The sequence below is a fragment of the Pradoshia sp. Z4_20 genome (assembly GCF_058216035.1).
The window spans coordinates 1-14,661 of the sequence record NZ_JBZAJD010000015.1 but is presented as its reverse complement, the minus strand read 5'-3'; the positions used below and the strand labels follow the sequence as shown (position 1 = coordinate 14,661).

14 protein-coding genes are annotated in these 14,661 nt (G+C 36.2%); 4 read left to right on the top strand and 10 right to left on the bottom strand.

Translation table 11 applies throughout. From position 1 onward, the window contains the following. The first annotated feature begins 57 nt into the window (after positions 1–57). Positions 58–1,074: a zinc-dependent alcohol dehydrogenase gene (locus AC4BHP_RS18240; RefSeq protein ID WP_490553668.1), complete on the top strand. Its 1,017-nt coding sequence runs from the start codon at positions 58–60 to the stop codon at positions 1,072–1,074. Between the two features lie 150 nt (positions 1,075–1,224). On the opposite strand, the gene AC4BHP_RS18235 is transcribed toward AC4BHP_RS18240, so the two are convergent. The 6 genes from AC4BHP_RS18235 to AC4BHP_RS18210 form a co-directional block, all read right to left on the bottom strand. Continuing rightward, on the bottom strand, positions 1,225–1,941 hold the full coding sequence (locus AC4BHP_RS18235; RefSeq protein ID WP_066109938.1) for a GntR family transcriptional regulator: 717 nt from the start codon (positions 1,939–1,941) through the stop codon (positions 1,225–1,227). A gap of 168 nt (positions 1,942–2,109) precedes the next feature. After that, positions 2,110–3,906 (bottom strand): glycoside hydrolase family 3 protein, encoded by a 1,797-nt coding sequence (locus AC4BHP_RS18230; protein ID WP_217491089.1) that lies wholly within the window; start codon positions 3,904–3,906, stop codon positions 2,110–2,112. Positions 3,907–3,999: 93 nt separating this feature from the next. After that, the gene (locus tag AC4BHP_RS18225) at positions 4,000–5,409 is read right to left on the bottom strand and encodes an MFS transporter (RefSeq protein WP_066109943.1); all 1,410 of its coding nucleotides are present in this window, start codon (positions 5,407–5,409) and stop codon (positions 4,000–4,002) included. A gap of 326 nt (positions 5,410–5,735) precedes the next feature. Next, entirely contained in the window at positions 5,736–6,659 is a 924-nt protein-coding gene (locus AC4BHP_RS18220) for an AraC family transcriptional regulator (RefSeq protein WP_066109945.1), read from the bottom strand. A 434-nt stretch (positions 6,660–7,093) separates the two neighbouring features. Further along, on the bottom strand, positions 7,094–7,861 hold the full coding sequence (locus tag AC4BHP_RS18215) for an aspartate/glutamate racemase family protein (protein ID WP_490553665.1): 768 nt from the start codon (positions 7,859–7,861) through the stop codon (positions 7,094–7,096). A gap of 230 nt (positions 7,862–8,091) precedes the next feature. Further along, positions 8,092–9,276: a Bcr/CflA family efflux MFS transporter gene (locus tag AC4BHP_RS18210; protein ID WP_490553663.1), complete on the bottom strand. Its 1,185-nt coding sequence runs from the start codon at positions 9,274–9,276 to the stop codon at positions 8,092–8,094. A 440-nt stretch (positions 9,277–9,716) separates the two neighbouring features. Between AC4BHP_RS18210 and AC4BHP_RS18205 the strand changes: the two genes are divergently transcribed. Continuing rightward, entirely contained in the window at positions 9,717–9,902 is a 186-nt protein-coding gene (locus tag AC4BHP_RS18205) for a hypothetical protein (protein WP_490553661.1), read from the top strand. A 287-nt stretch (positions 9,903–10,189) separates the two neighbouring features. Here AC4BHP_RS18205 and pth2 read toward each other — a convergent pair whose 3' ends face one another. The 3 genes from pth2 to groES form a co-directional block, all read right to left on the bottom strand. Further along, the gene (gene pth2, locus AC4BHP_RS18200) at positions 10,190–10,570 is read right to left on the bottom strand and encodes an aminoacyl-tRNA hydrolase (RefSeq protein WP_490553659.1); all 381 of its coding nucleotides are present in this window, start codon (positions 10,568–10,570) and stop codon (positions 10,190–10,192) included. A gap of 329 nt (positions 10,571–10,899) precedes the next feature. Further along, a complete protein-coding gene (gene groL / locus AC4BHP_RS18195) occupies positions 10,900–12,534 on the bottom strand; it encodes a chaperonin GroEL (RefSeq protein WP_066109987.1) in 1,635 nt (544 codons plus the stop codon). 57 nt (positions 12,535–12,591) lie between these two features. Next, positions 12,592–12,876 carry a co-chaperone GroES gene (gene groES, locus AC4BHP_RS18190; RefSeq protein ID WP_066109990.1) on the bottom strand — a complete coding sequence of 95 codons (285 nt, stop codon included), beginning with the start codon at positions 12,874–12,876 and terminating at the stop codon, positions 12,592–12,594. Between the two features lie 300 nt (positions 12,877–13,176). Between groES and AC4BHP_RS18185 the strand changes: the two genes are divergently transcribed. Together AC4BHP_RS18185 and AC4BHP_RS18180 are read left to right on the top strand one after the other, a co-directional pair. Continuing rightward, positions 13,177–13,908 (top strand): CPBP family intramembrane glutamic endopeptidase, encoded by a 732-nt coding sequence (locus tag AC4BHP_RS18185; protein WP_066109993.1) that lies wholly within the window; start codon positions 13,177–13,179, stop codon positions 13,906–13,908. Then, positions 13,905–14,117: a YdiK family protein gene (locus AC4BHP_RS18180; RefSeq protein WP_066109994.1), complete on the top strand. Its 213-nt coding sequence runs from the start codon at positions 13,905–13,907 to the stop codon at positions 14,115–14,117. Before AC4BHP_RS18185 ends, AC4BHP_RS18180 begins: the two co-directional genes overlap by 4 nt. 36 nt (positions 14,118–14,153) lie before the next feature. On the opposite strand, the gene AC4BHP_RS18175 is transcribed toward AC4BHP_RS18180, so the two are convergent. After that, positions 14,154–14,661, bottom strand: a 508-nt coding sequence (locus tag AC4BHP_RS18175) for a redox-sensing transcriptional repressor Rex (protein WP_490553656.1), incomplete at its 5' end; no start/stop codon positions are given.

Below are 14,661 nucleotides of genomic sequence, written 5' to 3'. Positions count from 1 at the left end.
TCTGGTATATTAATTGTCATAAAATTAAGTATACTTATAAAAATTGGGGTGAATGAGATGAAAGCAGGAGTTTATCATGGCTTAAATGATGTACGAGTTGAAGAGTTACCAATGCCAACAATCGGACCGAAGGATGTATTATTGCGTACATTGCGTTGTGGTATTTGCGGTACAGATATTAATATAGTTAAAGCTGGTGCCGGAAATATGGGCATCCGGTTTGAAAAAGAATTCGGTCATGAATTTTTCGGTGAAGTAGCAGAAGTAGGCTCAGAGGTAAAGGACATTCACGTAGGAATGCGCGTCGGGGTGAACCCAATTACCGCTAAACGAGTTGGAAAAGCACTTTCCTGTGAAGCCGGCGGCTTTTCTCAATTTGTGGTCATCGAAGATGCGGCATTAAATTATAACTTATACACTTTTTCAGATGAAGTAACACCTGAAGAAGCGGCATTAATGGAGCCTATGAGCGTTGGTTTTCATGGTGCTTTCTCAACTAACCCTAAACCAGGTGAACATATCGTAGTACTTGGTGCCGGTCCGATCGGATTATCAGCTGCTGCTGGCTTGATTGGTGAGGGTATTAAAGATGTAGTTGTAGTAGATATCAATGATTGGCGTTTAGCTAAAGCTCAAGAATTAGGTGCGAAAACAATCAATACAAGTAAACAAGACTTAGCTACAGCACTTGTGGAGTATTTCGGAACAGTTGATTACTATGGTCATTCAATTCCAAATGTGGATGCTTTTGTTGATGCTGCTGGTGCCGCCCCTTTATTTGAACAAGTATTCAATTTGGCTAAACCTGATGCTCGTTTTGCCATAGTGGCTGTGTACAAGCAAGAAGTACCAATAAGTTTTGGAGCTATGATGGGAAAAGAGCTGAAAATTATTGGTGCAAGCGGATATACACATGAAGATATCGTACGTGTTGTTGATCATATTGAGAAGAAAAAAACACCAATCGCAACAATGGTAACGCAAGTCTATAAATTAGACGACCTTTCAAAGGCTTTTGACACAGCTATCGCTGCCAATGAAACGATTAAAGTTGTTGTAGATCTTACTGATTAATAATTCATCGTGCATTAAAGACACTAAAGACTCTTTAATATTATAAAAATTACAATCGACATTTTTATGTTAATAACTTAAAAAGAAGTCCCTTAAAAGTGCGTAGCTTTTGAGAGGCTTCTTTGTAATTTTTATTACGTTAACGTAAGATCATGTTGTAGCCATGAATATTTTGCGCTCATTCTTCTCGCAGATTTCTTCTTTATACCTTCTCCAATAATCTAGTGGTTTGAATATATGTTTTTTAAGAGTATCTTCCACTCGTTCCATCTCTTTATTCTCAATTATAGAAAGTATATTTCTATGTTCAGCAATCATCTGTTCAAAATGATGTTGGCTAAAGTTAATCATTCGGTGATAATCCATATTCATACGTGAAATTGCTTTCCAAGTATTATCCCTATGATGGCCTCGGAAGATAATCGAATGAAAGCCATCATCTAATTCATTAAATTGTCTAGTCATCTTTTTTGGACTCAGTGTGTTTTGTTGAATCAACAGTATTTCTTGAAGATCAAGATTTCTCCTTAACTGATCAACATTCTCTTCAGAAAAATAATTACATGCTGATTTTAAATATTTCTTTTCTAAGTCAAACCACATAAACGACGCTTCTTCAACCAATTCCAAATTTATTCTTGAAACATATGACCCAACTTGTGGAATAACATCTACAAGATGCTCTTGATGTAGTTTCCATAACGCACTTTTTATAGGCGTACTTGATACTTTTAATGCCTCAGTCAGTTCTCCAACACTCAATAACTGTCCAGGCAGTAATTCTAATGATAATATCCCTTCTTTAATTGCTCTATACGAGTAGTTATTATTATTCTCACCTGGTAACCTTGATAACATTTTCACCATACTTAGTCTCACTCCTATTAGAGAAAACACTGCTAGTCTCTGTTCAAAGCTTTATATAAGTAAAGAAGATAGTTAAATTCCGTCTAACTATCTTCTTACCTACGGCAGAAATGAAATGATGTTTTAAATTACATAATCTAAAAACCTATTATTTATATAAACACTTCATTAAATTCTTGTATCGATAAATCCACAAAATGCATCGACAGGGCTTACACCTTTAAATTCTGAACGTCCTAACAATTTATCAACTATTGCAGATAATGTATGTTCATGACTATCATAGGCATTTATGTATGTCTTAACTTGCGGTACATCTGCTAAATGGAATGGACATTGTAAAGATATAAATATTGTCGGTACTTCATTTACATAGAACGGTATATCTGGAGTTCCCTTTGAAGGATTCCATTGAATACGCTGATCTGTGCTTGGTGGTACGTCTGCTATGTTTATGATTAAATCATACTTACTTGTTAAATCAGATATTGGACGTTTTTGAGCATATACGTTCATGACTGCACCTAACATTTCTTGTGGTGGAAGTTTTAATATCTTATCTATTGCAGATTCATATATTTCAACTTCAAAACCTGCTTTTTCAAGTAATTCCTTCATTAATTCGATTGGCTTTTTCTTACCAACCGACATAGCAGCCATGATTTTACCATAAGCAGATTCTGGTCCTTTTACATCAACAAGTAAAACCCTCTTATTCTTTTCTGGATTGATTGGTAATAATTCCTGCTTATTCTTCACTAATGTAATCGCTTTATCTGATATTTCTGGTGCAACAGCCTTATTTGCTTCTGTTCCGATTTTAGCCATGGCTTCTTCTTTTGGCTGTAAAATTTCAGTTTTAGCTTTTGTGTGTAATCCTAAAGATGCTTTCAATCCTAATATACGAGTTAATGCCTCTTCAAGTCTTTCTTCAGTGATGATTCCTTTTTTATAGCCTTCCATCATCCAGTTGAAGTCTTCCTCCGGGTCATTGAAGAATAAGAATAAGTCACAGCCAGCAGCTATAGCTGTAGGTAACATCTCACTGCGCTTCATAGCAGATGTCATCGCTACCATGTGAGAAGCATCCGTTACGATTACACCATTAAAGTTCAATTTATCTCTTAATAGATTTTGTAAGACGATATTACTTAAACTTGATGGCGTTGCTAACTCTTCAATCGTTGCATCTGGTTTAAAGTGACGTACATATTCCGGTAAAGCGATGTGTCCTGACATGATAGAAGGTAATCCCGCTTCTATTAATCCTCCATATACTTTTCCGAATGTATTATCCCACTCTTCTACTGTTAACGTGTTTGGAGCAAATGATAAGTGATGATCCCTTTCATCTACGCCATCTCCAGGGAAGTGCTTAGCAGCTGGAGCTATACCACTTTCCATTATTCCTCTCATATATTCTAAAGAGTATTCTAAAACTTGCTCTGCTTTATTGGAGTAGCAACGAGTAGATATTACTGGGTTTCTCCAGTTCATATCGATATCAACAACTGGTGCAAAGCTCCAGTTACACCCGATAGCAGCAGCTTCCTCTCCGGATACTCTCCCCAATTCATAAGCATACTTAGGATCATTTGTAGCACCTATTTTTACTTGATGACCTACATATGTACCATCTATACAAGCACCATTTCCACCGCACTCTGTATTTGCAGCTATTAATAGAGGAACCTTACTATTTTCTTGTAAGATTTTATTTTGGTCATATACTTGTTCAGCTGTAGCTGGATTGTAACGAACGGCACCGATATGATAAGTAGCTAACATTCCTTTTAAGTACTCTTCATCGCGGCTGGCTCCCATGTTTACGAATAACTGACCGATTTTTTCCTCGATTGTCATCTCTGCAATTGTATCTTCTACCCATTTAATATCTTTATCTGTTAAATTAAACGGTTTTGCTTTTAAATCTACCATCATTGTTTTTTCCTTTAAGTCGATCATTAACTAAATCCTCCACCGTAAAATATCTAGAATTGGCTCTAATGATTATTCATACCAATTAGAGCCAATAATTCATCCTTAATCTTCAATTCATTAACTATTTGCATTACGTTTTGCTTCTAATTCTTTACTTAATTCAATTGTTTTTTGCTTGTTTAAAGGATACATGAATAAAACAACTGCAATGATTCCGTATAATACACCCGGCACTAATGTACCTAGCATGTAAATACCATCTAATACTTCTTGTGGTTGCGTACCTAATGTAGCATTATAACCAACAGCGGCGATTGCCACCCCACCGATACCACCAGCTACTGCTTGTCCTATTTTTCTAGACATAGAAACAATAGAATAAACCGTTGCATCTTCTCGTAATGATGTTAGGTATTCATGATAGTCAATAACATCTGAAATGAATGCATAAGTAATAAAACTATAGAAACTCATGCCCATCATAGCTAGTGCTACAATAGCGATAAACGGCATTGTTTCAATACCTTTTAAGAAGAATAGCGCAATGTATATAACACTTGCAAATGCCATTCCGACAATTGAGATTTCCTTTTTACCAAACTTTGCAACTAGTGGCTTAACTAATGGAACTGTAATGAACATTGACGCCATTTGAACAAGTCCAATTATACTTAGCGCTGCTGCATTACCGAAATAATCTTTGAACAAGTACGTATTAACTGCCATAACAATAAAAGATGTTAACATAGTCATGAGTGATGCTGTTAGTACCCATAGGAATGGTTTATTTTTCACTAAGCTTTTCAAAGAACGCAGGAAATCACCCTTCTTCACTTCTTTTGCTGGTGCCTCAATACGTTCTGTTGAAAGTTTGTAGCAACCAATATAACAAGCAATTGCTAACACACCGAAGATACAAGCTGTCATGAACATGCGATCTGCACTAATTTTGTTATCAATAAATACAATCATTGGTCCAAGAACATTAATAATAAGACCTGCTAAGCTAGCACCTACTGTACGCCATGTAGACAATGTTGTTCTTTCAACTGGATCAGCTGTAATAACAGAAGCCATTGATCCATAAGGAATATTAACTGTACTGTATAATGTACCCCAAACAATATATGTCACAAATGCCCATGCTAGATAGAATCCATCTGACATTCCAGGAATGGTTGTGAACATTAAAACACCTGTAAATACTAATGGGAATGACATACGCAATATCCAAGGCTTAAACTTTCCATTTTTTGTTGTTGGTCGTGTATCAATAAAACGTCCCCAAGCTACATCAGCAAATGCGTCCCATAGTCGAGCGACCATAAATAATACCCCTACTGTTGCAGCACTAATATGGAAAATATCTGTATAAAATACCATTAAAAATGTACTAGTTAATAAGAAAAAGAAATCGTTTCCAAAGTCACCTAGTAAATAGCCTACTTTATCTCGTAAGCCGAATGGTCTTACCGTACTAGAGTTAAGTTGTTCCTCCTGCTGGAGTACTGGTTCTCTCATGCTCATTTAGTTATCCTCCTTAATCTATCCAACAAATATAATTTGCTCAGTATTGAGCATAATTAACTAAACATATACCTTCTTTTTCTTAAGATAGAAGGGTGTTTACTCTTATGAACGGAACAGCCTTACATTTGCTCAATATTGAGCATAATTTATTAAAGTTTTATTTATAATTTGGTATGTATATTGTGTTCTTCTTTCTTTGTTACATAAATCGAGATATTGCTCAATATTGAGCATATTCAATCAAAGTTACTTATAAATTGGTATGAGTGTTGTTTTCTAACTTTTTGATATAGAAAATTTAGATTGCTCAGTACTGAGCATAATTAACCAAAAGTTTGTCTTCCTTTCATTTTCCGATAACTAGTTGGTGTCATCCCAATTCTCTCTTTAAAAAAGCGACTGAAGTGGGCGGCACTTCCAAAACCCGTCGAGCGGAATATGTCTTCCAGTGATTGATCAAGCTTCATTTCCAATAAATACTTTACCTGAATCAGTCTGCATTCCATTACATATTCCATGACCGTATAGCCAGTAACCTCTTTAAAGACATGGGATACATAGTATTTATTTAGATTAAACTCTTTTGCAATACGTTCTAAGCTGATTTTTTCGCAATAGTGCTGATTAATCCATGAGAGAATATTCTCAGCATGCTGTTTCTTTTCTGTCTTCTTTTGTTCGACGTGCAGCTGTGAACATTGGCTCATTTTATAAATCTTCATCAATAGTTGGAGAAATTCTATTTTCAGTTCTGTTTCTAATATCGAATTTATTTTACCTGTAGATTGAAACTCCTGATCGATTATCTCCAGTTGCTTTGCGAACCATTTAATTTTCTCTGCAACATATTTACCCGAAGCATCAAATCCAGTTCGCAAAATACAGTTATTCAGCTTTTGAAAAGGGTCCAAAAGATTTGGCATGCCCAAAACAGGAAATAACCTCCCTAACCAAGCTGGTGAAAAATGAATGGTACTCCTTACATAGGTATCAGGAGAAACAGTATTTGTCTTATGTAAAGTAAATCTGTCCAAAAGAATGATATCTCCTGGTTGTAAGTCATACATTTTATTATGAATAAAATAATTACACTGCCCCTCTTCAAAGACATAAATCTCATATGTACCGTGTGTTTCAAATTGATTAAATCCAGTCACATCTGTATTTAATCCTTGAAGACGATAAGAAGCCAAAATAGATCCATCTAAAACTTTAGGTTGATAAATATCCTTTGCCCATTTATTCACTACTTTTCACACTCCCGGAAGTCAGCGTTCTTAAAGGGCATTCTTTAGAACACCTACTTATTATACTAGTATATCAATAAATAAAATTCATTACATGAAAGTGCTTACTTTTTTATGTTTTTTGATTTATTTTGCTAATACGTATTGAAATCTAAAATTATATTGATATAGTAAATGTTTGTTTTTCACAATCCCGTTAGAGGTTAGACATTGAAACATAGATTTGTTTGTATAATCTAAGCATGTTGGAAAACTCATCAAATATAAAAAGAGTTACCGTCAAAGTGCTTTCTACTTCCATTTTTTTGACTCATATTGCTCTCTCTTGTTTGCCAAAAGATACAGAAAAATAATAATTTTATAAGGCCAGCAAAGATAAATATTAAAAAACACAAGCTCTTTGGACTTGTGTTTGTCTTCACTCATTCACTTTATTAAATAAATCCATAATATGGGCTTTGGCTATTTGCATAATGTGCCCAGTTAATGAGTGTAATAAAATCATACACAGGTAGCTGCACTGCTTGCTGGATATCAAATGCATAGGGAGGAAGGTCACTGCATTCTAATAAGATGGCTCCGATTTCAGGATGCTTTTCCTTTATCTCAATTGCCTTTTTTACAACCTCATCCCTCAGCTTTTCATTATTAAACGTACCAGTTCCATTAGAAATAGATGAAAACTCTTCTCCCTGACTTAAATCACCAATGACTAAATTAGACCTGTCTGTAACACCGCAAGTTTTTAAAAGAGAATCAGTCAATCCTTTTTCATAGGCTGTTAATATACCGATCTTTTGCCCTGGCTTTAATCCAACCTGAATCATCGGCATTTGAACTAGGCTAGACAGATAAACAGGAATTTCTAATGCATTTGCTATTTGCTTATGAAAGTTTCCAAAGAATCCACAGGCACTGGAAATTACTTTTGCCCCTTCACTTTGAAGCTGCTTTGCTGCTTCAATAATCCCTTTTTCCAGAGTTCTATCATTATTTAAAAGACGCTGACCCGTACAGCCGGGAACCAATTTATAATGAACAGGAAACGGAAAGGTTGAATAATTTGCGACATTGCCGGGAATGACAGGATAGGAATTCTCATCCAAGTACAAAATCCCAACAGAAAAACCTGTTACATAGCGTCCCTTTTTTTGTACAAGCTGGCCTGGATTTGTGCCAGGACCAATATATCCATAATGCATTCAATCTTCTCCCCTTTCTTATCAGAATTAGTCTTTTACAGAAATATGGATTTATGCAAAAAAGACAGCAGAAGAAGCCCGGAAATCTTCACCTTGACCCAATTTAAATTATCCAAAGACTAAGAACAGCGGAAAATAAATTAGGTTTTTGAGATGGGCAATAATCCAAATAAAAAAAAGTTGCCGACAAGACATCATCCTGTGGCAACTCTTTTATTAAAATCAAGCCTTTAATCCGTAATAATTTTTTTTTGCAAACAATAGATCCATAATAACAAGGATAAAACGAGGAAAATCAGCATTGTCATGCTCAAGCCATTAATATAATCTCCCCACTGGAGTGACCCAACCATCATCCCTACACTGCCGATCACTGTAAAGCCAAAGTTCATTAGACTTGAAGCTGCTCCGACATTTGACTTTTGCATAGATAATAGCGTATTTGACACCATCGGTCTGAGATATGTCGTGATAACCGTGAAGGGCACATAGCATACAAGAAATACAAATGGGCTGATGGAACCTACTAAGAAGAGCAGGCAGATAGATATTGTGACAATTACAAATGCGATATTGATCGATTTTTTTATCGAACCGCCACCAACACGCATATAAAGAAATGGTCCAATCAAACCTATACAAGCTGCACCGGCAAAGTAAAGGCTGAAGGCAGATTCTGAGATGCCAAATCCATCTATATAAATATATGAAGCGAGTGTTAGATATGCCATAAACGGTGCCATTAAGAGAGCAACAACAAGCAATAGGCTGGTAAACTTCTTATCCTTCACAATACTTGTAAGCCCTAAGATAGATTTAAATATACTGCCAGATACTCGCTTTTCCTGCGGCAAAGTTTCTTCTAAAAGAAATCCTCCTATAAGTGATACTAGGAATAGAGCAGCTAGAGCAACAAATGTCATCTTCCAGCTGAAAAAGGCTAAAATAACCGCTCCCAAAATAGGCGCTAGCATTGGAGCAAGCAGAACGATCGCCTGCGTGATTGACAAAACATTAGACATCTCTTTTCCTTCGAAGCTGTCTTTAATCAAAGCTGTAGAGATGGCAACCATCCCTCCTGCACCAAATGCCTGAATTGCCCGTGCTGCAATCATGATCCAAATCGATGGCGAAATTGCACAAATGATGCTAAAAGTTAGTGCGACAAGGATACTGCCCAACAGGACTGGCTTTCGTCCGTACTTATCACTCATTGGGCCAAGAATGAGGATACCAATTGCCATAAAAATAAAGAATATCGTCATTGTATAGCTCGTTACTGACGAGGTTGTTTGATAATAGTTTGTCATCTCAGGCAACGAAGGCATATATAAGTCTGTTGCCAGAGGAGGCGTCATCGATAATAGTGCGATGAAAGCAATAAGCCCGCCCTTTTTTAAATATTTTTGTTCCATTGACATCTTCCTATCTTCCTAATGATTACATGGATTATTAGGATTAAATTAAAAAAAATTCAATTACGTCATCATTAGTTTTGTTAACGAAAATAATCCACATTATCTTAGGGTAACAGGAAACTGCTGAGCTGGGCGTATGTAAAATATAGAAATATTGAGGGGGTATCCAAGAGGACTGTTTCAACTTATTAGGTAATACATCTTGAACCTAATAGTCATCTCTAAATTAAAGAGGCTATTCGGATATGCTTTTATCTAAACTATTAAGAAGTGCCTGTACCGCATCTTTTTATATAATTAAAAATTCTAAAAACAACTACTACTCTGGAAAATAACAAAGACTTTTTGCATCCTAACAAGGCTGTTAGTTATAAAAAATCAATAAAAATTTGGTGTATACTCCGTTATAGTTAATCAATAATTTATGAGGTGTTACCATGAATACAATCACAATTGACAATAAAACTAAATCACAACTTAACATAGAATATATGAACGCTGTTTACGCTGTTAGCAGTGCTAAACATCCAGCTGAATATCTATACAAAGTTACTCAATATAAGAAAGCAAAGCATTATAAACAACTCTTAGAAGGCCATTTAAATCAACATCAATGTTCTTAATATTTTTAATATACGTAATGTATATAAAGAAAAAAAAGCGTACCTAGTGTATTGGATCCGTAAGTTAGGACTGCATCGCTACACTAGGAACGCTTCTTTTTTATATTATCCTATTCTGCTATTTAACGAACGTCCAATTCTAAACATACTAATGCCACCCTAAGGATGAAAGTGTGTAAATCTTTAACGAAGTACCTTCCTATCGAGGTTTCGCCATATCTGAGGTACAACACTTTAACTGTGATTTACAATGGGTTGCGTTAGTAAAAACTATATCAATACAAGATTTATAATAATTTTAAATGACCAGTTACTTCATCCACTTTCTCTCTTTCGCCAAGTATAGCAAGACACGTATCTGTTTTAACACCGTTGAACATGGTCAATCCGTTATCGGTGATAAGTCTTACAGGTAATTCTTTTTCTTTCGCAAGATGATAAATCGTATATAATTCATCCAAACTTTCTACATAAACAGTTACTTTTACAAATGTCTCATCAAACCATTTGTTTAGTATTTCTTTGTGGTTTTCATTTCCATTATATTCAATCCACTTTACAACCCCTAAAGAAGCATGGCTTCCTTGGGCTACATATTTCCCTTTTGTCATTTGTAAATCTTTTCTCATCACGATAACCATCTTTGTTGTGCTTGACTTCTTTTCCAAGTTGATATCTCCTTTTCGCATAGAATATGTTGAAATTGTATACCCAACTCCATTTTATTTTTTTATATGCCTATTGGTGCCTATGTGGAGAAAATTCAATGATTAATAGTTAGTGGTAAGGTCTTGGTCAATTCACCCTTTTAAAAAAGGGACTAATATTCATTGTTAGTTTTCTAAGCTATCGCTAATGCTGTTTGCTATAGTGCAGGTTAACTTATGTATTTTTAAATGGTGTCTGTACATCCTTTTTTCACCATTAAAAACCAAAAAAAGAAGCATCCCGCAAGTTTTTCAACTTGTAGGATACTTCTTTAAATGGGGGAAGCAGATTACATCATGCCGCCCATTCCGCCCATACCACCCATGTCAGGCATTCCGCCGCCTGCACCAGCTGGCTCTGGCTTGTCAGCAACAACTGCTTCAGTTGTTAAGAACATAGCTGCAACAGAAGCTGCGTTTTGAAGTGCAGAACGAGTTACTTTAGTAGGATCCACGATACCGGATTCGATCATGTTTACCCATTGGCCATTAGCTGCATTGAAGCCAATGCCGATTTCTTCTTTTTTAAGACGTTCTACAACTACAGAACCTTCAAGGCCTGCGTTGTGAGCGATTTGGCGAACTGGCTCTTCAAGAGCACGAAGTACGATGTTAACACCAGTTTGTGCATCGCCTTCAAGTTCCACAGCAGCCACTTTATTGTACACACTTACAAGTGCAGTACCACCACCGGCTACGATACCTTCTTCAACAGCAGCACGAGTGGAGTTTAGAGCATCTTCAATGCGAAGTTTGCGCTCTTTCAATTCTGTTTCAGTTGCTGCACCTACTTTGATAACGGCTACGCCGCCAGCAAGTTTAGCAAGACGCTCTTGTAATTTTTCTTTATCAAATTCAGAAGTAGTTTCTTCTAATTGGGAACGAATTTGATTGATACGTGCACCGATTTCGCTAGTTTCTCCAGCACCTTCAACGATTGTAGTTGTTTCTTTTGTAACAACAACTTTCGCAGCGCGTCCAAGAGAAGTTAATGTAGCAGATTTAAGGTCACGGCCTAGTTCTTCAGTGATTACTTCACCGCCAGTTAATGCAGCGATGTCTTCAAGCATAGCTTTACGACGGTCACCGAATCCAGGAGCTTTAACAGCTACTGCATTGAATGTTCCGCGAAGTTTGTTCACAACTAGAGTTGCTTGTGCTTCACCTTCAACATCCTCAGCGATTAGCAATAAAGGTTTACCTTGTTGAACAACTTGTTCAAGGACAGGAAGTACTTCCTGGATGTTAGAGATTTTCTTATCTGTGATCAAGATGTATGGATTTTCTAGTACAGCTTCCATTTTATCGGAATCTGTTACCATGTATGGAGAAGAATATCCACGGTCGAATTGCATACCTTCTACTACATCTAGTTCAGTTGTAAATCCTTTGGATTCTTCGATTGTGATAACTCCGTCGTTACCAACGCGTTCCATTGCTTCAGCAATTAGAGCGCCAACTTCTTCGTCAGCAGAAGAAATCGCAGCAACTTGTGCAATGGATTCTTTGCCTTCGATTGGTTTGGAGATTGCTTGTAATTCTTCAATTGCAACAGAAACAGCTTTTTCAATCCCTTTACGAACGCCCATTGGGTTAGCGCCAGCTGTTACGTTTTTCAATCCTTCACGAATCATAGCTTGGGCAAGAACTGTTGCAGTAGTTGTACCGTCACCAGCAATTTCATTTGTTTTGCTTGCTACTTCTGCAACCAATTTAGCACCCATGTTTTCAAACGCGTCTTCAAGCTCGATTTCTTTTGCGATTGTTACACCATCATTTGTGATAAGTGGGGAACCGAATTTCTTTTCAAGAACAACGTTACGTCCTTTTGGTCCAAGTGTAACTTTTACTGTATCAGCTAATGCATCTACCCCACGTAACATAGCGCGGCGAGCTTCTTCACTAAATTTAATATCTTTTGCCATACGTAAATTACCTCCTCGATTTTTTTGTTATGTCTTATTTTTTAATCGACATTTTCGTTAAGCAATAACGGCCAAAATGTCGCTTTCACGTAAAATTAAGTATTCTTTACCTTCGTATTTAATTTCTGTACCTGAATATTTAGAGAAGATAATATGATCGCCTTCAGATACTTCCAATCCTACTCGCTCACCATTCTCAAGGACACGGCCTGTTCCTACCGCTACAATTTTGCCTTCAGATGGTTTTTCTTTGGCAGTGTCTGGTAACACGATGCCGCTTGCAGTTTTTTCCTCTTGTGCGACAAGTTCAATCACAACGCGATCTCCTAGTGGCTTTAACAAGTAAAACTACCTCCTTAAAGTTATCTCCATTTTTATTAGCACTCATCATCGTTGAGTGCTAACACAATTTATAGTTTAAATAAAGAACCAATGATTTGCAAGTAATATTAGTTAAAATTTTTAAATTTTATCACCATTTATTTATCTTACCCAAATAAGGTCTAAATATCCTTTTTATTTCAGTTTGGTAGATGAAGAGAAGGAAAATGTTTCGCAATTGTAACTATGAGGTAAAAACGGTTAAAATTAAAGATATGCGCAATCTAATATCTATATAAAAGATTAAGGGAGTTTTTCTATTTGAAAAAATATTACTGGTCAATTCTCATTACCTATATTGCCATGCAATTTTCTTCTATTCTTGGTATCCCAATTATGCTGGTTTTCTTATCGAACACGAATATCCCCGCGGAACGGATAGAAGTATTGGCTGCAGGGTATTGGATTGTTATAAGCTTTATTCTGGCTTCTATCATTACTCTAGTCCTACTGAGATATGAAAAAAATAATAGAAGCTTAGGCGATCAGGCAAGTGTGGGAGCTTCGATCGGCTGGGCAATTGGCGGAGTATTTCTTGCTTTGTTTTCACAATCTATAGCTGGTAATATCGAACGAATTATTGGTATTCCTACCGGGTCTGAAAATACACAGAATATACTCGGTCTCATTGAGGCAGTACCGCTTGTTATGGTAGTCAGTTCTGTACTTGGGCCATTTTTAGAAGAGATTGTCTTTAGGAAAATTATCTTTGGCACATTACACAAGCGATTGAATTTCTTCCTGAGCGCGTTAATCAGTTCACTGATCTTTGCCGTTGCTCACATGGAATTTGTACATATCCTGCTTTATACAGCAATGGGATTCACATTTGCTTATTTATATGTTAAAACAAAGAGAATCCTTGTTCCTATTTTTGCCCACATTACTATGAATACATTAGTTGTAATCGTACAATCACTTTACAAAGATGATATATTAAAAAATATGGAAGAGCTTAATAAAGTTCAAAGCTTTATCGGAGGTTTGTTATGAGACGTTCACCGTTGTATATGGCAACGACTTACTTAATTTTAGGTGCTATTTTTATATTTTTTGCTGTTCAAAATGTATCACGCAGCGGTTGGGATTTCTTTACCTATTTCCTGATCATACTGGCTACACTTGATGTTGGTTCAGGAATCCGCTTGGTGATGATTCATAAGCAAATAAAGAAAATGAAAAGTGAAAAACCAAAAGAATAACAAAAAAAATCTCGGAGGGAAAACCTTCGAGATTTTTTATTCTGTATCTTCCGTATTTCCGGATGGATAATGTTTAAGAAAATATACTAATGATTGCAATTCGACTGCAAGGTCAATATGATGGACACGAATGCTGTCTGGCACATTCAGACGTGCCGGTGTAAAGTTTAAAATAGCCTTAATGTTCGCAGCCACTAAACGATCTGTAATAGATTGGGCAACCTGTGATGGAACTGTTAAAATAGCTACACTAATATCTTGCTTTTCAAGTTTTTTCTCCAGTTCATCCATATGATAGAGCGGAACATCCCCTATAAGGGTTCCTACTTTATCAGGAGAAACATCAAACGCCATTTCAATCTTTGTATTATTATTTTTCATAAAATTATAATTTAAGAAAGCTGTACCTAGATTCCCGACTCCAATTAGAGCTACCTTTGTAATCTCATCTTGATCGAGAGTTTTTCTAAAGAAGGATAATAGATAATTAACATTGTAACCATACCCTTTTTTACCTAAAGCACCAAAGTACGAGAAATCTCTT